Source organism: Streptomyces seoulensis (assembly GCF_022846655.1).
Lineage (GTDB): Bacteria > Actinomycetota > Actinomycetes > Streptomycetales > Streptomycetaceae > Streptomyces.
This window is the reverse complement of sequence record NZ_AP025667.1, coordinates 594,163-614,621: the sequence shown is the minus strand read 5'-3', so window position 1 is coordinate 614,621 and position 20,459 is coordinate 594,163. Positions and strand designations below refer to the sequence as shown.

18 protein-coding genes are annotated in these 20,459 nt (G+C 72.5%); 8 read left to right on the top strand and 10 right to left on the bottom strand.

Annotation, left to right across the window (positions count from 1 at the left end; genetic code table 11):
* Positions 1-51: 51 nt before the first annotated feature.
* The gene (locus HEK131_RS02940; protein ID WP_244333568.1) at positions 52-1,791 is read right to left on the bottom strand and encodes a PQQ-binding-like beta-propeller repeat protein; all 1,740 of its coding nucleotides are present in this window, start codon (positions 1,789-1,791) and stop codon (positions 52-54) included.
* 165 nt (positions 1,792-1,956) lie between these two features.
* Positions 1,957-3,765: an ABC-F family ATP-binding cassette domain-containing protein gene (locus HEK131_RS02935; protein ID WP_244333567.1), complete on the bottom strand. Its 1,809-nt coding sequence runs from the start codon at positions 3,763-3,765 to the stop codon at positions 1,957-1,959.
* 145 nt (positions 3,766-3,910) lie between these two features.
* Between HEK131_RS02935 and HEK131_RS02930 the strand changes: the two genes are divergently transcribed.
* Positions 3,911-4,516, top strand: a complete 606-nt coding sequence (locus HEK131_RS02930; protein WP_244333566.1) for a Uma2 family endonuclease — start codon at positions 3,911-3,913, stop codon at positions 4,514-4,516.
* Between the two features lie 5 nt (positions 4,517-4,521).
* On the opposite strand, the gene HEK131_RS02925 is transcribed toward HEK131_RS02930, so the two are convergent.
* The 6 genes from HEK131_RS02925 to rsmI form a co-directional block, all read right to left on the bottom strand.
* Positions 4,522-5,415, bottom strand: coding sequence for a 4-(cytidine 5'-diphospho)-2-C-methyl-D-erythritol kinase (locus HEK131_RS02925; RefSeq protein WP_244333565.1), 894 nt, complete (start codon positions 5,413-5,415; stop codon positions 4,522-4,524).
* Positions 5,412-6,290 carry a 16S rRNA (adenine(1518)-N(6)/adenine(1519)-N(6))-dimethyltransferase RsmA gene (rsmA, locus tag HEK131_RS02920; RefSeq protein ID WP_244333564.1) on the bottom strand — a complete coding sequence of 293 codons (879 nt, stop codon included), beginning with the start codon at positions 6,288-6,290 and terminating at the stop codon, positions 5,412-5,414. The genes HEK131_RS02925 and rsmA overlap by 4 nt, the downstream gene beginning before the upstream one ends.
* A gap of 40 nt (positions 6,291-6,330) precedes the next feature.
* Positions 6,331-7,626: a resuscitation-promoting factor gene (locus HEK131_RS02915; RefSeq protein WP_244333563.1), complete on the bottom strand. Its 1,296-nt coding sequence runs from the start codon at positions 7,624-7,626 to the stop codon at positions 6,331-6,333.
* A 120-nt stretch (positions 7,627-7,746) separates the two neighbouring features.
* On the bottom strand, positions 7,747-8,634 hold the full coding sequence (locus HEK131_RS02910; protein WP_244333562.1) for a TatD family hydrolase: 888 nt from the start codon (positions 8,632-8,634) through the stop codon (positions 7,747-7,749).
* Positions 8,635-8,659: 25 nt separating this feature from the next.
* Complete coding sequence (locus HEK131_RS02905; protein ID WP_244333561.1) at positions 8,660-8,995, bottom strand: hypothetical protein; 336 nt, start codon at positions 8,993-8,995, stop codon at positions 8,660-8,662.
* Between the two features lie 231 nt (positions 8,996-9,226).
* A complete protein-coding gene (rsmI, locus tag HEK131_RS02900; protein ID WP_217461221.1) occupies positions 9,227-10,075 on the bottom strand; it encodes a 16S rRNA (cytidine(1402)-2'-O)-methyltransferase in 849 nt (282 codons plus the stop codon).
* Between the two features lie 106 nt (positions 10,076-10,181).
* On the opposite strand from rsmI, the gene HEK131_RS02895 reads away from it, so the two are divergent.
* The 3 genes from HEK131_RS02895 to HEK131_RS02885 all read left to right on the top strand — a co-directional run bounded on the left by HEK131_RS02895 (position 10,182) and on the right by HEK131_RS02885 (position 15,791).
* Positions 10,182-11,933, top strand: a complete 1,752-nt coding sequence (locus HEK131_RS02895) for a dolichyl-phosphate-mannose--protein mannosyltransferase (protein WP_244333560.1) — start codon at positions 10,182-10,184, stop codon at positions 11,931-11,933.
* A gap of 483 nt (positions 11,934-12,416) precedes the next feature.
* Positions 12,417-14,036, top strand: coding sequence for a penicillin-binding transpeptidase domain-containing protein (locus tag HEK131_RS02890; RefSeq protein ID WP_244333559.1), 1,620 nt, complete (start codon positions 12,417-12,419; stop codon positions 14,034-14,036).
* Positions 14,037-14,132: 96 nt separating this feature from the next.
* On the top strand, positions 14,133-15,791 hold the full coding sequence (locus HEK131_RS02885) for a penicillin-binding transpeptidase domain-containing protein (protein WP_244333558.1): 1,659 nt from the start codon (positions 14,133-14,135) through the stop codon (positions 15,789-15,791).
* Here the strand turns inward: HEK131_RS02885 and HEK131_RS02880 are convergent, their stop codons facing one another.
* Positions 15,792-16,133 (bottom strand): SsgA family sporulation/cell division regulator, encoded by a 342-nt coding sequence (locus HEK131_RS02880; protein WP_217461225.1) that lies wholly within the window; start codon positions 16,131-16,133, stop codon positions 15,792-15,794.
* Positions 16,134-16,297: 164 nt separating this feature from the next.
* On the opposite strand from HEK131_RS02880, the gene HEK131_RS02875 reads away from it, so the two are divergent.
* From HEK131_RS02875 to HEK131_RS02860, 4 genes are all read left to right on the top strand, one after another.
* Positions 16,298-17,344: an energy-coupling factor ABC transporter permease gene (locus tag HEK131_RS02875; protein WP_244333557.1), complete on the top strand. Its 1,047-nt coding sequence runs from the start codon at positions 16,298-16,300 to the stop codon at positions 17,342-17,344.
* A 1-nt stretch (position 17,345) separates the two neighbouring features.
* Positions 17,346-18,107 carry a cobalt ECF transporter T component CbiQ gene (gene cbiQ / locus HEK131_RS02870; protein ID WP_217461227.1) on the top strand — a complete coding sequence of 254 codons (762 nt, stop codon included), beginning with the start codon at positions 17,346-17,348 and terminating at the stop codon, positions 18,105-18,107.
* Complete coding sequence (locus tag HEK131_RS02865; protein WP_217461228.1) at positions 18,095-18,856, top strand: energy-coupling factor ABC transporter ATP-binding protein; 762 nt, start codon at positions 18,095-18,097, stop codon at positions 18,854-18,856. The genes cbiQ and HEK131_RS02865 overlap by 13 nt, the downstream gene beginning before the upstream one ends.
* Positions 18,857-18,941: 85 nt before the next feature.
* The gene (locus HEK131_RS02860) at positions 18,942-20,108 is read left to right on the top strand and encodes a serine hydrolase domain-containing protein (RefSeq protein ID WP_244451927.1); all 1,167 of its coding nucleotides are present in this window, start codon (positions 18,942-18,944) and stop codon (positions 20,106-20,108) included.
* A gap of 3 nt (positions 20,109-20,111) precedes the next feature.
* Here HEK131_RS02860 and HEK131_RS02855 read toward each other — a convergent pair whose 3' ends face one another.
* A complete protein-coding gene (locus tag HEK131_RS02855; RefSeq protein WP_244333556.1) occupies positions 20,112-20,387 on the bottom strand; it encodes a DUF1876 domain-containing protein in 276 nt (91 codons plus the stop codon).
* Positions 20,388-20,459 lie beyond the last annotated feature (72 nt).

Here is a 20,459-nt window from a genome sequence, read left to right as displayed (position 1 = left end):
GCGGGGTACCTCGAAGCGGCTGGTGGGGACGGAAGGACGCGGGGAGGACGGCTACTTGCCGTAGGCCATCATCAGCTTCTCCTCGGAGTCGTCCTGGCCTCCGAGCCGGTTGGTGGCGATGAAGAAACGGCCGCCGGACCAGACCGTGCCGGCGTCGTAGAAACCGCTCTCGATCTTCGCCGCGCCGTCGGGGTTGCGCAGCAGCGTGGCCGGCCGGTGCGCGCCGGAGCCGGTCGGGATGGAGAGCACCCGGCCGCCCTGGGAGTAGGCGGCGTCGGCGTAGGCGATGAGGCTGCCGCCCTGGATGCCGATCGGGACCGTCGGGCGGTCGACCGGGGACTTCACCCGCCACTTCTCCTTGCCGTCGGCCAGACCGATGGCGACGATCTCGTTCGCGCTGTTGGTGGCCTCGGTGGGCAGGTAGAGGGTGGTGGCGTCCGCGGCGACGTCCCGGCAGCTCTGCAGGCCGCGCCTGAACGAGAGGAAGCCGCAGCCGAGGGCGAACTTCTCGTCCACCTTGACCTCGGCGCGGAAGCGGCCGCCGCTGTCGAGGGCGGAGATGTTCCACGCCTTCTTGTCGCGGTTGGTCAGGTAGACCACGAGCGGGTTCACCGACAGGACGCGCTCGGCCCGCCAGCCCTTGGAGACCGCCCGGGTCCACTTCGTACGGCCGGTGGCGGAGTCCAGTTCGCGGATCTCGTCGCGCTCCTTGGCACCGCCGGCGCCGCAGGAGGCGACCTGGACCAGGCGCCGGCTGTCACCGGCGAACGCGGCCGGGTAGCAGTCCGTGCCGTACTTCTTGAGGTCGTACAGCTTCTTGCCGGTGGCCACGTCGTACGCGGTGCCCGACTGGTCGCGGCCGACGATCAGGCTCTGGCCGGCGAGGGTCAGCTCGATGTCACGGATGCTGTCGAACAGACCGGTGCCCTTGGCGACTTCGGCGTGCCAGCCCTTCTTGCCGGTGTCGAGGTCGATCTGCTGGAGCTGGTTGCAGGTGGCGCGGTCGCTGACGCCGTTCATGTAGGCGACGACTATCTTGCCGTCGGCGTCGGCGCGCTTGGTGACCGCGCACACCTCGTGCGGCAGCGTGACCGGGTCCCAGGCGGGCGTGCCGTCGGCGACGCGGAAGCCGACGACCTCCTTGTACGCGGCCTTCACCGCGGTCTTCTCCGTGACCCACAGACCGGGCGCGTCCGCGCCGTCGGCGGGGGCGTCGGGGGCGGACCTGTACCAGAGGACCTTCGCCTCGCCGGGCTTGCGGCCCGCGTTGAGGTCCTCGACGTCCGTGCGTCCGTCGCCCTTGCCGTCGCCCTCGTCGACGGAGGGAGACGCGGTGGCCGAGTTCTTGGTGTCGCCGGTCGGGTGGGCGACGGGCTTGCCGTCGTCCCCGCCGCCGCTAGTGACGGCGTAGACGGTGCCGCCGACGAGCAGCAGGGCGGCGGCCACGGACCCGGCGACGAGCGCGGTTCGCTTCCGGCCCGGCGGCTTGCCGGGGGCGCCGGGGTACGGGGGCTGCGGGTAGGTCCCGTAGGGGGCGCCGGGCGGCGGTCCGTAGGGACCGGGGGCCTGGCCGTAGGGGCCCGGCTGGGCGTACGGGCCGGGGGGCTGCTGCGGGTAGCCGTAACCGGGCTGCGGCTGCTGCGGGGCGCCGAAACCGCCTTGTGGCGGCGGCTGTTGGGGAGCACCGAAGCCCCCCGGCGCCGGCCGGCCCTGCGGCGGCTGATCCTGCGGTGGCTGGTTCTGCGGTGGGCCGAATCCGCCCTGCGGCGGCTGACCGGGCGGCTGGCTCATCAGCGCTGCTCCCCCTCGTTCACTGATTTTTAGCCCTCGTACGGCCTTTCTATCACCGACCACCGACGGCACAGGGGCCCGTGCGGACCCCTGTGCCCAAGGACGAACCACCCCGTGATGCGCCCGTTACGCGCCCGGCGGTATGGCCGGATTCCGCCCCCTGCCCTACGCGTCCTCGGCCAGCTCCAGCCAGCGCAGCTCCAGTTCCTCGCGCTCGCCGGAGAGTCCGCGCAGTTCGGCGTCGAGTTCGGCGACCTTGGCGAAGTCGGTGGCGTTGTCCGCGATACGGGCGTGCAGCTTGGACTCCTTGTCGGAGATCTTGTCCAACTGGCGCTCGATCTTCTGGAGTTCCTTCTTCGCGGCCCGCTGGTCGGCGGCGCTCTTCTCCGCCACCGCCGGGGCGGGCGCGGCGGCGGCCGTCCGCTGGGCGACGGCCTCCTCCATGCGCAGGCGGCGCTCCAGGTACTCGTCGATGCCGCGCGGCAGCATGCGCAGCGCGCCGTCGCCGAGGAGGGCGAACACCTTGTCGGTGGTGCGCTCGACGAAGAACCGGTCGTGGGAGATGACGATCATCGAGCCGGGCCAGCCGTCGAGGACGTCCTCCAACTGGGTCAGGGTCTCGATGTCGAGGTCGTTGGTGGGCTCGTCGAGGAAGAGGACGTTGGGCTCGTCCATGAGCAGGCGCAGCAACTGGAGCCTGCGGCGCTCACCGCCGGAGAGGTCGCCGACGGGCGTCCACTGCTTCTCCTTGGTGAAGCCGAACGTCTCGCAGAGCTGGCCCGCCGTCATCTCGCGGCCCTTGCCGAGGTCGACGCGCTCGCGGACCTGCTGAACGGCCTCCAGCACCCGCGTGGCCGGGTCGAGTTCGGCGACCTCCTGGGAGAGGTAGGCGAGCTTGACGGTCTTGCCGACGGCGACACGGCCGCCCGCGGGCTGCGTCTCGCCCTCGGTGCGCGCCGCCTCCGCCATGGCCCGCAGCAGGGAGGTCTTGCCCGCGCCGTTGACGCCGACCAGGCCGACGCGGTCGCCGGGGCCGAGCTGCCAGGTGACGTGCTTCAGCAGTTCCTTGGGGCCTGCGGTGACGCTGACGTTCTCCAGGTCGAAGACCGTCTTGCCGAGCCGGGAGGAGGCGAACTTCATCAGCTCGCTGCTGTCGCGGGGCGGCGGCACGTCCTTGATCAGCTCGTTGGCGGCCTCGACGCGGAAGCGGGGCTTGGAGGTGCGGGCGGGGGCGCCCCGGCGCAGCCAGGCCAGCTCCTTGCGGACGAGGTTCTGCCGCTTGGTCTCCTCGGTGGCGGCGATGCGCTCGCGCTCGGCACGGGCGAAGACGTAGTCGGAGTAGCCGCCCTCGTACTCGTAGACGTCGCCGCGCTGCACGTCCCACATGCGGGTGCAGACCTGGTCCAGGAACCAGCGGTCGTGGGTGACGCAGACCAGCGCGGACCGGCGCTCGCGCAGGTGCCGGGCGAGCCAGGCGATGCCCTCGACGTCGAGGTGGTTGGTGGGCTCGTCCAGGACGAGGAGATCGTGCTCCTCGATGAGGAGCTTGGCGAGCGCGATCCGGCGCCGCTCACCACCGGAGAGCGGGCCGATGACGGTGTCGAGCCCCTTGGGGAAGCCGGCCAGGTCGAGCCCGCCGAACAGGCCGGTCAGCACGTCCCTGACCTTGGAGTTGCCCGCCCACTCGTGGTCGGCCAGGTCACCGATGACCTCGTGCCGGACGGTGGCCTCGGGGTCGAGCGAGTCGTGCTGCGTCAGCACCCCGATCCGCAGCCCCCCGGAGTGCGTGACCCGCCCGCTGTCGGCCTCCTCCACCTTGGCGAGCATCCGGATGAGGGTGGTCTTGCCGTCGCCGTTGCGCCCGACGACCCCGATCCGGTCCCCCTCCGACACACCGAGCGAGACACCGTCCAGCAGGGCACGAGTGCCGTAGACCTTGCTGACGTTCTCGACATTGACCAGGTTGACGGCCATTTCACTCCTGCGCAGGGGGATGGATCAGCCTTCAAGCGTAGGCCCTGCGGGGTGGGAGCGGAGCGCGAGGTGTCGGTCACCCTTTGTGATGACGGGGTCGGGACACGGCCGCTACCGTGGAGGGCAGGCAGCAGGATCTCCGTTCATGGGAGGCATGATGACCGCCGAGTCCGCCGAGCACCAGGTCGAGTGGCCGGTGCCGCCGCAGGACGGCTACACCGTGGATGACCTGTTCACGCTGCCCAATCTCCCGCCGCACACCGAGTTGATCGACGGGAGCCTGGTTTTCGTGAGTCCGCAGCGGCGTTTCCACTACCTTGCGATCAACCTGCTGTTCGACGGACTGCGCGCCGCGCTCCCTCCGGAGTTCAGCGCCGAACGGGAGATGACCGTCATCCTTGACGACCGCAACGGGCCCGAACCCGACGTCTGCGTGGTCCGCGCCGACGCGGTCACCGGGCTGGACCAGACCAGGTTCCGGGCCGAGGACGTGCTGCTCGTTGTGGAGGTCGTCTCACCCGAGTCCGGGTCCCGCGACCGCACGACGAAGCCGCAGAAGTACGCCGCCGCGGGAATCCGGAACTTCTGGCGTGTCGAACAGGACGGACCCACCGGCGGTCCACTCGTCCATGTCTATGAGATCGACCCGCTCACCAGCCGATACGTACACATGGGCCTGCACAGGGACCAGCTCAAGGTCGACAAGCCCTACCCGATCGGCGTCGACCTGACCGGCATCGACCGGCGCTGACCGGCTCAGACCACCGTCGCCCCCGGCGCAGGCCCCGCTGCCGTGCGGGTGGTGCGACAGGTGCCGGAGTCGCGAAGGGCCTGCGTCACCTGTGCCGCGGCGTCCGCGTCGCGGCACAGGAAGGCAGTCGTGGGACCCGAACCGGAGACCAGCACCGCCTGCGCACCCGCGCCGCTCCCCGTCTCCAGGGTGGCCGCCAGCTCCGGGTAGAGGGAGAGCGCGGCCGGCTGGAGGTCGTTGGAGAGGGCTGCCGCCAGGGCCTCGACGTCGCCCTTCGCCAGGGCCGTCAGCAGGGACGGGTCGGCCTCAGGGGCCGGGATGTCGTGGCCCTCCGTCAGGCGGTCGAACTCGCGGAACACCGCCGGGGTCGACAGGCCCCGCTCCGCCATCGCGAACACCCAGTGGAACGTGCCGCCGACCTCCAGCGGAGCCAGCTTCTCGCCGCGCCCGGTACCCAGCGCCGCCCCGCCGACCAGGCTGAAGGGGACGTCGCTGCCCAGCTCGGCGCAGATGTCGAGGAGTTCGGCGCGCGAGGCACCCGTACCCCACAGGGCGTCGCAGGCCAGCAGGGCGCCCGCGCAGTCGGCGCTGCCGCCGGCCATGCCGCCCGCGACCGGGATGTCCTTGGCGATGTGGATGTGGACCGAGGGCTCGATGCCCCGGCGCTCCGCCAGCACGAGCGCGGCGCGGGCGGCGAGGTTGGTGCGGTCCAGGGGGACCTTGTCGGCGTCCGGGCCGGAGCAGGTGACCCGGAGTCCGTCGGCCGGGGTGACGGTGACCTCGTCGTACAGGCCGACGGCGAGGAAGACGTTGGCCAGGTCGTGGAAGCCGTCGGGGCGGGCCGCGCCCACGCCGAGCTGGACGTTGACCTTGGCGGGGACCCTCACCGTGACGCTCACGCGGCGGCTCCCCCGTGTCCCTTGTGCTCGGCGATCCGCGCGAACTCCTCCACCGTCAGCGCCTCGCCGCGCGCCTGCGGGGAGACCCCGGCGGCGACCAGCGCGGCCTCGGCGGCGGCGGCCGAACCGGCCCAGCCGGCGAGCGCGGCGCGCAGCGTCTTGCGGCGCTGGGCGAAGGCGGCGTCGACCACGGCGAAGACCTCTGCCCGGGTGGCCGACGTCTTGACCGGCTCGGTCCGCCGGACCAGCGAGACCAGGCCGCTGTCCACGTTCGGCGCGGGCCAGAAGACGTTGCGGCCGATCGCCCCGGCCCGCTTGACCTCGGCGTACCAGTTGGCCTTGACCGAGGGCACGCCGTACACCTTGGAGCCGGGCGCGGCGGCGAGCCGGTCGGCGACCTCGGACTGGACCATCACCAGGGAGCGCTCGATGCTCGGGAAGGTCGCGAGCATGTGCAGCAGCACGGGGACGGCGACGTTGTAGGGCAGGTTGGCGACGAGCGCGGTCGGCGGCGGGCCGGGCAGTTCGTCGACGAGCATCGCGTCGGAGTGGACCAGCGCGAACCGGTCGGCGCGCGAGGGCATCCGGGCGGCGACGGTCGCGGGCAGCGCGGCGGCCAGGACGTCGTCGATCTCGACGGCGGTGACCCGGTCGGCGGCCTCCAGGAGGGCGAGGGTGAGGGAGCCGAGTCCCGGCCCGACCTCCACCACCACGTCGTCGGGGCGTACCTCGGCGGTGCGCACGATGCGGCGGACCGTGTTGGCGTCGATCACGAAGTTCTGGCCGCGCTGCTTGGTCGGCCGTACGCCGAGCACGGCCGCCAGTTCGCGGATGTCGGCGGGACCGAGGAGGGCGTCGGGGGTGGGGCTGCTCACGGGACAAGGGTACGGGGCGGCACGGGCGCCGCCGCCCGCCTCAGCCGCGCAGGCGCGCCCCGCAGTGCGGCCAGGGCGAGGTGCCGTGCCGCAGGTACAGCGTCTTGGCCCGGCGGGTCTGCTCCTCGGACGGCGCGTCCTGGGGGCGTCCGCTGCCGCCGAGGCCGTGCCAGGTGGCGGTGTCGAACTGGTAGAGCCCGCCGTAGGTGCCGGAGGGGTCGACGGCGTCGGGGCGGCCGCCGGACTCGCAGACGGCCAGCGCGTGCCAGTTCAGGCCGTCGGCGCCGGACGCGGTGGCCGGGCGCGGCTTGGTGCCGACGCGGACGACCTGCCGGCGTGGTTCGCGCACCACCTCGGAGCGCTCGCGGCGGGGGCGCTGCCGGACCCCGTTGACGGTGCGCAGCAGGTAGGTGGTGCGGCGCAGCCCGGGGCGCCCGGCCTGGTCGACGACCTCGGTGCCCTTGAGCAGGGTGGGGTCCTCGGTGCGGCGCACGGCGTACGGGATCTCCTCGTCGTGCGTCTCGTGGGTGCCGGTGATCCGCAGCACGGTGACGGTCTGGCCGTCGCGCGGGAAGGCGGTGCCGGGCACGGAGGTGGTGTCCTGGCCGTGCAGGGTGACCCCGGCCTCGCGCAGCACGTCGGCGACGGTGGCGGCGTTGGTGCGGACGGTGCGGGTGCGGCCGTCCGCCATGACCGTGACGGTGCGCTCGGTGCGGACGTCGAGGGCGAGTCCGGCGCGGCCGATGGGCAGGGAGCGGGAGGCGGACAGGTAGGCGCCCTCCGCGCGCACCCCGATCTGTCTGAGCGCGCCGTCGACGGTGTCGGCGGTGGTCCACACCTCGCGGCGTTCGCCGTCGATGGTGAGCCGGACCGGGCGGCCGTGGCGGACGGCGATCTCGTCGCCGTCGGTGAGCGGGGTGCCGGGGGCGGGCACGACGACGTCGTGCCGGCCGACGCGTACGCCCTCCTCGGCGAGGACTGCGGTGACGTCGTCGGCGAAGGTGTGCAGGGTGCGGGGGCGGCCGTCGACGGTCAGCTCGACCGCCTTGTCCTCGGCGACGAAGGCGGCGGTGCCCCCGGCGAGGAAGGCGACGACCAGTGCCTGCGGCAGCAGGCGGCGCACCGGGGACTCGGGCCGGGCGGCGGCCCGGCGTCCGCGCCCCGCCGGTCTCACGCCCTCCGGTGCCCTGCGGGGCGGGGGCACCGCCTCGTAGGCGGGGCGGTAGGTGTCGGCGGGCACGCCGTACGGCAGGGTCAGCGCGCTGTGCACCGACGGCACGGCCGGTTCGTCGCCGAGGGTGCCGTGGGGGCCGTACCGCTCGTAACTCTTGCTCACGCCGCCACGCTCCAGGGGCCTTCGCCGATCGGGCCCCCAGAACCTAGCGGAGCGGGCGTCACTCTCCAAAGCGGCACGACCACGCGCGGTGACGGCTCGAACAGGCGCCCCCGGTACGCCTCAGTAGCCGAAGGCGCGCGCGGTGTTGGCGCCGAGGGCGGCGGCGAGGGTGTCCTCGTCGGTGCCCCGTACGGCGGCCATGGCGCGCACGGTGACCGGGATCAGGTACGGGGCGTTGGGGCGGCCGCGGTAGGGCGCCGGGGTGAGGAAGGGCGCGTCGGTCTCCACCAGGATCAGCTCCGCCGGGGCCACCACGAGGGCGTCCCGGAGGTCCTGGGCGTTCTTGAAGGTGACGTTGCCCGCGAAGGACATGTAGTAGCCCTCGCGGGCGCAGACCTCGGCCATGTCGGCGTCGCCGGAGTAGCAGTGGAAGACGGTGCGCTCGGGGGCGCCCTCCTCCTTCAGCACGCGCAGGACGTCGGCGTGGGCGTCGCGGTCGTGGATGACCAGGGTCTTGCCGTGCCGCTTGGCGATCTCGATGTGGGCGCGGAAGGACCGCTCCTGCGCCTCCTTGCCCTCGGGGCCGGTGCGGAAGAAGTCGAGGCCGGTCTCGCCGACGCCCTTGACCTGCGGGAGCGCGGCGAGCCGGTCGATCTCGGCGAGTGCCTCGTCGAGCGCGGCGTCCCCGCCCGGCACGCGGGCACCCTGGCGGGACCACCCGTCGGGATCGCCGTGCACGATGCGCGGGGCCTCGTTCGGGTGCAGGGCGACCGTCGCGTGGACGCTGTCGTACGCGGCGGCCGTCTCCGCGGCCCAGCGGGAGCCCGCGAGGTCGCAGCCGACCTGCACGACCGTGGTCACGCCGACCGACGCGGCCTTCGCCAGACCCTCCTCGACGGTGCCGGACTGCATGTCGAGGTGGGTGTGGGAGTCGGCCACCTCGACGCCCAGGGGCGCCGGGAGCGGGGGCGGCGCGTTCTTGTCGCTCTTGGGGGCGTTCGCAGGCATGCCCCGATCCTACGAAAGGCGCCGGCTAGCCCGCCTTGCGCTGGAAGGGGTGCAGCAGGTCGGAGAGGTGCCAGTGGTGGGCCTGGGCGGGGATCTCGGGCTCCGGGCGCGTGCCGCGCACGGACGACACCTGTCCGGCGCGCATGATCCGTACGACGTGCCCGTCGCAGTTCTGGCACACCGGCCGGCTCAGCGGGGACGGCACGACGCCGCCCTCGACGACGTAGCGCACGCACTCGTGGCCCTCGGTGTCGGTGTGGTGCTCTATCGCGTACGACTGCTCCCAGCCGTGCCCGCAGCGCATGCAGGCGAACGCGTACGACTCGTGAACGGCGGCGATCTGTCCGGCGATCTCACTCATGCCAGCTCCTGCGGTCCACCGGCGCCCCGGTACGGGACGAGGGGACGGTTTCGGCCCCTTCGCCCAGTGGACGCCCGGACCGCCGCGAACGCACGCGACCTGTCGAGTGTTGGACGCGCCTTGGACGTTCCTTGCCAGAACGCCCCGCCCAGGGCCCGTCCCTTTGCCAGGCCGCACCCCGCGTTTGCCCACCCATGGGGCGCACACCCGCGCGACCCCGGGGGGTCCGGCTCAGCCCGTCGTGCGCTTGGACGCCACCACCGCGTCGAACACCACCCGCTTGGGCAGTCCCGCCTCCGCCGCGACCGCCGCGATGGCCTCCTTGCGGCGCTCGCCGGCCTCCTCGCGGATGCGGACGCGGCGGACGAGCTCCTCGGCGTCCAGTTCCTCGGGACCGGTCTCGGGGGCGCCCTCGACGACGACGGTGATCTCGCCGCGCACGCCCTCGGCGGCCCAGGCGGCCAGCTCGGCGAGGGGGCCGCGCTTGACCTCCTCGTACGTCTTGGTCAGCTCGCGGCAGACGGCGGCCCGGCGGTCGGCGCCGAAGACCTCGGCCATCGCGGCGAGGGTGTCGTCGAGGCGGTGCGGGGCCTCGAAGTAGACGAGAGTGCGCCGTTCGCCGGCGTTCTCACGCAGCCGGGACAGGCGTTCGCCCGCCTTGCGGGGCAGGAACCCCTCGAAGCAGAACCGGTCCACCGGCAGCCCGGACAGGGCGAGCGCGGTGAGCACGGCGGAGGGCCCCGGCACGGCGGTGACCTTGATGTCGTGCTCGACGGCGGCGGCGACGAGCCGGTAGCCGGGGTCGGAGACCGACGGCATCCCGGCGTCCGTGACGAGCAGCACACGGGCGCCGCCGCGCAGCTCCTCCACCAGCTCGGGGGTGCGCGCGGACTCGTTGCCCTCGAAGTACGACACCACGCGGCCGCCCGGACTCACCCCGAGGGCCTGGGTGAGGCGGCGCAGCCGCCGGGTGTCCTCGGCGGCGATCACGTCGGCGTCCGCCAGCTCCTTCGACAGCCGGGGCGGGGCGTCCGCGACGTCGCCGATGGGGGTACCTGCGAGGACAAGGGTTCCAGTCACGTCGACCATCCTCCCAGGGGTGCCGGGCGGGACGGAAAACGATCGCGTCCCAATCGGTACCGCGCTTGCGCGGGACTCACACGGCACGTTTCCCTACCATGGCGCGGTGACCAGTACCGCGTCCTCCACGGACCTCCGGCAGGGCCAGGCGCCGCCCGACGACGAGCGGCCGTCCTGGCAGCGGCGGCTGCGCCGATTCGGCTACGTACCTCCCGCGGGCGCCCCAGCGGCCGATGTACGGGACCGGCTCGTGCCGCCCTACGCGCGGTGCTCGCCGCGGATGTGGCAGGTGCTGGGCGCTCCGCCGCACCTGGCGGACCGGATCGACCGCTGGTCGGGCTGGGGCGGTCCGCTGCTGGTGACGCTGCTCGCGGGCCTGCTGCGGTTCTGGCACCTGGGCAGCCCGCGTGCGGTGATATTCGACGAGACGTACTACGCCAAGGACGCCTGGGCCCTCGTCCACCGGGGCTTCGAGGTCAACTGGGACAAGAACGCCAACGACGTCGTCCTCGCGTCCCACGGCCACCTCGCGATCCCCTCGGACGCGGCGTACGTCGTGCATCCGCCGGTCGGGAAGTACGTGATCGGCCTGGGTGAGCTGATCTTCGGGTTCGACCCGTTCGGCTGGCGGTTCATGACCGCGCTGCTCGGCACGCTGAGCGTGCTGCTGCTGTGCCGGATCGGGCGCCGGATGTTCCGCTCGACCTTCCTCGGCTGCCTGGCGGGCACGCTGATGGCGGTGGACGGCCTGCACTTCGTGATGAGCCGGACCGCGCTGCTGGACGGCGTGCTGATGTTCTTCGTGGTCGCCGCCTTCGGCTGCCTGATCGTGGACCGGGACAGGGCGCGGGAGAAACTCGGCGCCGCGCTCCCGGTCGGCCCGGACGGCGTGGCCCGCCCGGACGCGCGGACCGGGGACACCTTCCGGTTCGGCTGGCGGCCCTGGCGCTGGGGCGCGGGCGTGATGCTGGGCCTGGCCTTCGGCACCAAGTGGAACGGCCTGTACATCCTGGCCGCGTTCTGCGTCATGGCGGTGCTGTGGGACGTGGGCGCCCGCAAGGTCGCCGGCGCCCGGCACCCGTACGAGGCGGTGCTGAAGTACGACACCGGGATCACGTTCCTGGCGACGGTGCCGGTGACCATCGCGGTGTACGTGGCGTCCTGGACGGGCTGGATCCTCTCCTCCGCCGACGGTTCCGGCGGCTACTTCCGCAACTGGGCCGCGACCGACGGCCGGGGCGGTTCCTGGACCTTCCTGCCGGACTGGCTGCGCAGCCTGTGGCACTACGAGCACGAGGTCTACAACTTCCACGTCAACCTGTCGTCCCCGCACACCTACCAGTCCAACCCGTGGAGCTGGATCGTGCTGGGCCGCCCGGTCTCGTACTTCTACGAGTCCCCCACGCCCGGCGCCGGCGGCTGCCCGCTGGGCACGAGCGGGAAGTGCGCCCGCGAGGTGCTGGCGCTCGGTACGCCCGTGCTGTGGTGGGCGGGGTGCGCGGCGCTCCTGTACGTGCTGTGGCGCTGGGCGTTCCGCCGCGACTGGCGGGCCGGGGCCATCGCCTGCGGCATCGCGGCCGGGTACCTCCCCTGGTTCATGTACCAGGAGCGGACGATCTTCCTGTTCTACGCGGTGGTCTTCCTGCCGTTCCTGTGTCTGGGCGTGGCGATGCTGGTCGGCGCGATCATCGGCCCGCCGAACTCCACCGACACCCGCCGCGTGGTCGGCGCGACGGCGGCGGGCGTCCTGGTGCTGCTGATCGCCTGGAACTTCATCTACTTCTGGCCCCTGTACACCGGCCAGGCGATCCCGCTGGACCAGTGGCGGTCGCGGATGTGGCTGGACACCTGGGTGTAGGCCGGGCCGGGGGTCGGCGACACGCCAGGTTTCGCCACCCCCGCGGCGCCCCTGCCTGGGCGTTCGGAATTCGCCATCCGAACACGCCAGTCGAACACCATCGCGTCCGCCACCGGCAAACCCGGGCGAACCCCCATCCGGGGCCGGGTGCGGGCCGCTTGAGCGAGCGGGGCACTTGGGGTTTTCTCGTTCCCGGAGGCCCCAGGGGGAGAGCCTCCATCACGGTCCCCGTACGTGTGGGGCCCGGCTCCGGTCACGCACCCCGGAGCCGGGCGGGCGCGCGGGGACGGGGCGGATCCGGCCGCCTGCGTGCCGGCCGGGTCCGCCCCTCGTGCTTCGCGCCGTCCAACGTCTCCGTTCGGACAAGTATCGGCAACGGCCGCCCCAACTGCCTGCTGGGCACATACAGTTCCTCCGCACCATCTTTTGAACGCGTTCAGGAATCCGGTGCATCACGGGGAAACCACGGGGAGGAACAGCTTCATGGGCAGGGGAGTCAGAGTCGCGGTCATCAGCGGTGTGTGCGCGACGATGCTGGGCGGGGCCGGGTACGGGATGTACAACATCGCCTCCGCGCTGAGCAGCACCACCACCGGCGGCGGCACCGCCGCACCGACGGGGCCGCCCAGCCGCGAGGAGGTCGAGCGGACCACCCGTGCGTTCTTCGCCGCCTGGGAGAAGAACCAGCCGGACGAGGGCGCCGCCCTCACCAACTTCCCCGAGGCCGCGAAGACGCTGCTGACGGCGTACGGCTCGGACGCGCACATCACCGACCTGCACGTCACCCCCGGCAAGGCCAGTGGGGAGACGGTGCCGTTCCAGGTGAAGGCGACGGTGTCGTACGGGGAGCGGTCCCGGCCGCTGGCGTACGCGAGCAGGCTGACCGTGGTGCGCGGGGTGAACTCGCACCGGCCGCTGGTCGACTGGGACCCCGCGCTGGTGCACCCGAAACTGGGGAAGGGCGACTCGCTGACCGTCGAGGAGTCCGCCACCCCGCAGATCGAAGCCGTGGACCGGGACGGCAAGGTGCTGACCAAGGAGGAGTACCCCTCCCTCGGCCCGGTCCTGGACGAGCTGCGCAAGCGCTACGGGGACAAGTCCGGCGGCCGGTCCGGGGTGGAGCTGGTGATCCGGCACACCGAGAGCGGCACGGCCGACACCACGCTGATGACACTGGCCAAGGGCAGGGCGGGCAAGCTGCGCACCACCCTCAGCGCGGGCGCGCAGGCGGCGGCCGAGGCGGCCGTGAGCAACTACACCAACTCCTCCGTGGCGGCGGTCAAGCCCAGCACGGGCGAGATCCTGGCCTTCGCCAACCACCGCGACGACGGCTTCAACGCGGCCTTCCTCGGTGAACTGGCACCCGGCTCCACGATGAAGATCATCAGCGCCGCGACCCTCATCGACTCCGGCCTGACCACGGCGAGCGGTCCGGCGCCCTGTCCGCCGTCCGCCGTCTCGCAGAGCCAGACCTTCACCAACCTCAAGAACCTCGCGCCGAACGAGAACGCCACCCTCTCCGAGAGCTTCGCCCGCTCCTGCAACACGGCGTTCGTGAAGTTCGCGGACTCGGTGAGGCCGGACTCCCTGGCCACGGAGGCCGCGCAGCGGTTCGGCATCGGGCGGAACGACTGGAAGGTGGGCGTGCCCTCCTTCGACGGCCGGGTGCCCGCGCCGGACGGCCCCGACAAGGCGGCCGGGCTGATCGGGCAGGGCCAGGTCCAGATGAGCCCGCTGAACATGGCCTCGGTGACCGCGACCGCGAAGACCGGGACCTTCCGCCAGCCGGTGATCGTGCCGCTGGGTCTGGACGGCCGCGTGGCCGCCACCGCGCGGGGGCTGTCGCCGGCCACGTCGCAGCAGTTGCGGGTGATGATGAACCGCACCGCGCGCAGCGGCACCGCGGCGGGCGTGATGGCCGGTCTGAGCGGGAACGTCGGCGCGAAGACCGGCTCGGCGGAGGTCGACGGGCAGTCGCGGTCCAACAGTTGGTTCACCGGATACCGGAACGACATGGCCGCCGCCGCGATGACCGAGGACGGCGGACACGGCATCGACGCGGCCGGTCCGATTGTCGCAAGAGTGCTACGGAGTGCGGGCTGAGATCAGCCGAGTCCGCGAGGACTCTAGTCTGTTGAGGTCGTTGCGGACGTGTGAGGGCTGCGGGGACCCTGGGGAGAGCGCGGAGGACTTGGGACTGTGGGCAAGAGAAGGCGTGCCGCCGAACGGCCGAAGCGGAGACCCGCCGTACTCGGCGGCATGATCGCCGTCGTGGTCGGCGGCGCCGGGGTAGGCCTCTACGCGCTGTACGGCGGCGGGGCGTCCGCCGACGAGGCGACCACGCTGTCGGACCACAAGAAGACCGGACCGCCCAGCGCGCTGGAGGTGAAGACGGTCACCACCCGCTTCCTGACCGCCTGGCAGGGGGGCCGGATCGCCGAGGCCGCGGCCGCCACCGACGACGCGCCGGCGGCCACCGCGCTGCTCACCGGCTACACCAAGGACGCCCGGCTGATGGGCGTCACGCTCACCGCCGGAAAGCCCACGGGCGCGAAGGTGCCGTTCTCCGTCAAGGCGAACCTCGCCTACCGGGGCGTCAGCAAGCCGATGGCGTACGGCAGCTCGCTCACCGTCGTACGGCGGGCGAGCGACGGCGCGGCGCTGGTCGACTGGCGGCCCGGTGTCGTGCACCCGGAGCTGAAGGACGGCGACACGCTGGTCACCGGCGAGTCGGGCACCCCGCCGGTCAAGGCGCTGGACCGCACCGGGGCCGAGGTGACGGCCGCGAAGTACCCCTCGCTGGGCACCGTGCTCGACGGGCTGCGGGAGAAGTACGGCAAGACGGCCGGCGGCAAGGCGGGCGTGGAGCTGCGCGTGGTGCGCGGCAAGGCGTCGGAGAAGGCCGGGCTGTCCGACAAGACGCTGGCGGAGCTGAGCGAGGGCACGCCGGGCACGGTGAAGACCACGCTGGACCCCGAGCTCCAGGCGGCGGCCGAGCAGCAGGTGGCCAAGCGCAAGCAGGCGTCGGTGGTGGCGCTGCGCGCCTCGACCGGGGAGATCCTCGCGGTCGCCAACAGCGGGCACGGCTTCAACATCGCCTTCCAGGGCTCGCTGGCCCCCGGCTCCACGATGAAGGTCATCACCTCCTCGCTGCTGATCGAGAAGGGCCTGGCCGGGGCGGACAAGAAGCACCCCTGCCCGAAGACGTTCACCTTCGGCGGCTGGAAGTTCCACAACGACGACGACTTCGAGATCAAGAACGGCACGTTCAAGGCGAGCTTCGCCCGCTCCTGCAACACCGCCTTCATCAGCCAGGCGAAGAAGCTGAAGAACGACGACCTGACCAAGCAGGCCCAGCAGGTCTTCGGTCTCTCCATGAACAACTGGTCGGCCGGTGTGCCCACGCTGGACGGCTCGGTCCCGGTGCAGTCGGCGGCCCAGATGGCGGCCTCCCTGATCGGGCAGGGCGGGGTGCGGATGAACCCGCTGAACATGGCCTCGGTGGCGGCGACGGTGAAGACCGGCACGTTCCACCAGCCCTACCTGGTCGCTCCGTCCGTGGACCACCGCACCCTGGCGACGGCGTCGCGCACCATGTCGGCGAAGACCCTCGGGCAGCTCCGCGAGCTGATGAACTTCACCGCCGCGTACGGCACGGCGGCCGAGGCGATGTCGGGGCTCGGCCCCGACTTCGGCGCCAAGACCGGCTCGGCGGAGGTCGACAACCAGAAGAAGCCCAACGGCTGGTTCACCGCCTACCGGGGCGACCTGGCCTCGGCGGGCGTGGTGCAGGCGGGCGGCCACGGCGGCGACACGGCCGGACCGATCGTCGCCACGCTGCTGAAGACCGGCGGCTGATCAGTTCCGGACAGGTTCGGCCGTGTAGGTGCTCAGCAGGAACCGGGTCAGGGACTTCACGTCGAACTGGACCACGTCCACGTGCTGCGGGGAGTGGAACTCCAGCACGGCCTGCACGCGCCCGCACGGCCAGACCCGCACGTCCCCGCTCTCGACGGGGGCCCGCAGCCCGTCCTCCAGGAGGGCGCGCGAGAAGGTCCACTCGGTGGGGCCGGGCAGTCCGACCTGGACGGAGGAGGGGTCGGCGTCGGGGTCGTAGCGCAGCACCACGCGTACCGCGTCCGGGTCGTCCTCGGCGTCCGTGACGATGTGGGCGCGGGTGTACTGCTCGACTACGGACATCGGATCGCCCTCTCACGTTCGGTGACCCTCAGGAAGGCCGCAAGAGCCACTCCGTCTCTAATGTCGCATATTTTCCTATTTGCGCCTCAGGAGAATGCGGGCCGAGCCAGCCGAGACCACCTCGCTCTTGCAAGGCATTCGCAACAAGCGCTTAAAATCGAACGGTGCATGTACCCGACGGATTCATCGACGCCCCCACCTCCGCTGTCACCGGGGTGGTCGCCGCAGGCGCCCTCGCGGTGAGCCTGCGCGGCGCCCGCCGCGAACTGGACGAGCGCACCGCGCCGCTGGCCGGCCTGGTCGCCGCGTTCATCTTCGCCGTACAGATGCTCAACTTCCCCGTGGCCGCCGGAACAAGCGGCCACCTGCTGGGAGGTGCGCTGGCCGCGATACTCGTCGGCCCCTATACGGCCGTGCTGTGCGTGTCGGTCGTGCTGCTCATGCAGGGCGTGCTGTTCGCGGACGGCGGGCTGACCGCGCTCGGCGTGAACATCACGGACATGGCGATCGTCACGACCGTGGTGGCGTACGCCGTCTTCAAGGGGCTGCTCGCGGTGCTGCCGCGCTCCCGGCGCTCGATCACCGCGGCCTCCTTCGTCGCCGCGCTGCTCTCCGTGCCGGCCGCGGCCGTCGTGTTCACGCTGATCTACGCCATCGGCGGCACCACCGACGTGTCCATCGCCAAGGTGGCCACCGCGATGATCGGCGTCCATGTGCTGATCGGCATCGGCGAGGCCGTGATCACCGCGCTCACCGTGGCCGCGGTCGTCGCCGTCCGCCCCGACCTGGTGTACGGCGCGCGGGGCCTGCGGCAGAAGCTCCGGCTCCGGGTGAACGGCGAGCTGGTCGACGCGCCCGACACCGCCCCGGCCCCGGCCGCCGCGCGCACCTCCCGGCGCACCCTGTGGATCACCGGCCTGGTGACCTCGCTCGTCCTCGCCGGGTTCGTCAGCTTCTACGCCTCCGCCAACCCGGACGGTCTGGAGAAGGTCGCGCACGACAAGGGCATCGACAGGAAGACCGAGCCGCACCACTCCTCGGACTCCCCGCTGGCCGACTACGGCGTCAAGGACGTGACGAACGCCCGGCTGTCCGGCGGTCTCGCGGGCGTGATCGGCGTCGGCATCACCGTCGTCGCCGGTACCGCGGTCTTCTGGGCGGTGCGCCGCCGCCACGACCACGACGCCTCCCCCGCGAACACGAGCGTCTGACATGGGTGCCGGCCACGCCCACAAGCTCTACCGGCACGGGCACTCCCCCGTGCACCGGCTGCCCCCGCACACCAAGCTGGCGGCCGTCTTCGCCTTCGTCGTGGTGGTGGTCTCCACCCCGCGCGAGGCGATGTGGGCGTTCGGGGCGTACGCGCTGCTGCTGGGTTGCGTCGCGTACCGGGCCCGCGTGCCCGCCGGCTTCCTGCTGAAGCGGCTGCTGATCGAGGTGCCGTTCGTCGCGTTCGCGGTGCTCATGCCGTTCGTCGCGGAGGGCGAGCGGGTGCACGTCCTCGGGCTCTCGCTGAGCGTCAACGGCCTGTGGGGCGCCTGGAACGTGCTGGCCAAGGGCACCCTGGGCGTCGCCGCGTCCGTGCTGCTGGCCGCCACCACCGACCTGCGCGAGCTGCTGCTCGGACTGCAGCGGCTGAAGCTGCCGCCGCTGCTGGTGCAGATCGCCTCCTTCATGATCCGCTACGGCGACGTCATCACCGACGAGATGCGCCGGATGCGGATCGCCCGCGAGTCGCGCGGCTTCGAGGCGCGCGGGATCGGGCAGTGGGGCGTGCTCGCCAAGTCCGCGGGCGCGCTGTTCATCCGCTCCTACGAGCGCGGCGAGCGGGTCCATCTGGCCATGGTGAGCCGGGGCTACGCCGGGTCGATGCCGGTCATCGACGAGGTGAGCGCGACCCGTGCCCAGTGGTCGTACGCCCTGGCCCTGCCCTGCTCCGCCCTCGTCGTCTGTCTGCTGGGATGGTTCCTGTGAGTACCGCATCGCTCGAGGTCTCCGGCCTCGCCTTCGCCTATCCCGACGGCCACCAGGCCCTGTTCGGCGTCGACTTCACCGTGCCGCGCGGCGAGCGGGTCGCGCTGCTCGGCCCCAACGGCGCGGGCAAGACCACCCTCGTGCTGCATCTGAACGGCATCCTGTCCGGCGGCACCGGCACGGTGACGGTCGCCGGACTGCCGGTCGGCAAGCGGCACATGGCGGAGATCCGGCAGAAGGTCGGCATCGTCTTCCAGGACCCCGACGACCAGCTCTTCATGCCGACCGTGCGCGAGGACGTGGCGTTCGGACCGGCGGCGGCCGGACTGAAGGGGGCGGCGCTGGAGGAGCGGGTGCGGACCGCGCTGGAGCAGGTCGGCATGGCCGGGTTCGCCGACCGGCCCCCGCACCATCTCTCCTTCGGGCAGCGGCGCCGGGTGGCGGTGGCGACCGTGCTGGCGATGGAGCCGGAGATCCTCGTCCTCGACGAACCCTCCTCCAACCTCGACCCGGCCTCCCGGCGCGAACTGGCCGACATCCTCCGGTCGTTGGACGTGACGGTCCTCATGGTCACGCACGACCTGCCCTACGCCCTTGAGCTGTGCCCGCGCGCGCTGATCCTCAGCGACGGGGTGATCGCGGCCGACGGCCCCACCGGCAAGCTGCTCTCCGACGACACCCTGATGCGGGCGCACCGGCTGGAGCTGCCCTTCGGGTTCGACCCGCGCACGGTGGCGCTGGACGCGTAAGGCTCCCGCCAGGGCCGAGGAATCCAAGGCCGTACGCCCGTGTTTCACTCATGAGTGCGGGCGAGGAAAGGGATACGGCGTGGATGTGAACGTGCACGGCACGGTGGCCGAGGGCTTCGAGCCGGTCAGGGAGGCGTTCGCGGCGAACTTCTCCCGGCTCGGGGAGCGGGGCGCGGCCGTCGCCGTCTACCGGGACGGACACCGGGTCGTGGACCTGTGGGCGGGCACCCGTGACGTGGACGGCACGGCGCCCTGGGAGCGCGGTACCGCGCAGGTCGTGCGCTCCGCCACCAAGGGCGTGGCCGCCGCCGCGCTCCTGCTGCTGCACCAGCGGGGCCTGCTGGACCTGGACGCCCCCGTGGGCACGTACTGGCCGGAGTTCAAGGCGGCGGGCAAGGAGCGCACCCTCGTGCGCGACCTGCTCGCCCACCGGGCGGGGGTGCCGGTGCTGGACCGGCCGCTGACGCCCGAGGAGGCCGCCGACCCGGACCTCGGTGCGGCGGCCGTCGCCGCCCAGGCGCCGGTGTGGGAGCCGGGCACGGACCACGGCTACCACGCGCAGACCTATAGCTGGCTCACCGGCGAACTGATCCGGCGCGTCACCGGGCGTCCGGCGGGCGAGTTCGTCGCGGCCGGGATCACGGCGCCGGCGGGGGCCGGGATGTGGCTGGGGCTGCCCTCCTCGGAGCAGTCCCGCGTGGGCCGGGTGGGCCCGGTGACGGCGCCCGAGGCGGCCGGCGCCCTGAAGGTGCGGCCCAAGCGTGCCGTGGCCGACGCCTATGCCGACCCGGACTCCCTCACCCGGCGCGCCTTCGCCGCGATCACCCCGCTGCCGGACGAGAACGCGCCCGCGTACCGCGCCGCCGCGCTGCCCGCCTCCAACGGCATCGCCACCGCCGACGGGCTGGCCCGGGTGTACGCCTCGCTGATCGGTGAAGTGGACGGCGGAACGCGGCTGTTCACCCCCCGGACGGTGGAGCTGGCCCGCGCCGAGGCGTCGGCGGGGCCGGACCGGGTGCTCGTGGTGGGCACCCGGTTCGGCCTCGGCTTCATGCTCCACGGCCCCGCGTCCCCGCTGCTCGGCCCCGGCTCCTTCGGCCACCCCGGCCGGGGCGGCGCCCTCGCCTTCGCCGACCCCGGTTCGGGCATCGCCTTCGGCTACGTCACCAACGGCTTCCGCGGCGGAGCGACGGCGGACCCGAGGGCGCAGTCGCTGGTACGGGCTCTGCGGGACGTACTGGGCCGGGGCTGACCGCTAGACATGGATCGGGTGCGAGACGCGCCCGGAGTCCGCGTCGATCTCCTCGTGCGCCTTGGTCAGCAGCCGCATGGCCAGTTCGTTCAGGGCGCGGGCGCCGGCGATCTCCTCGCCGACCCTCGGCTGGTTGGCGTCGACCCGGTGCCGGGTGGCGTGCCCGTGCGCCCGCACCTCGCTGCCGTCCGGCAGCCGCACCATCGCCGCCGCGCGCGTGTGCAGGTCGTCCTCCTCGAACTCCAGCTCGATGTGCCAACCCACGGAGTCGTGCATCATCCCGACCACCTCCGAAAACCACCGTGACCCCTGCTTCCAGGGTGCTCCCGCGTCCGGTGAAGTTCATGTCGG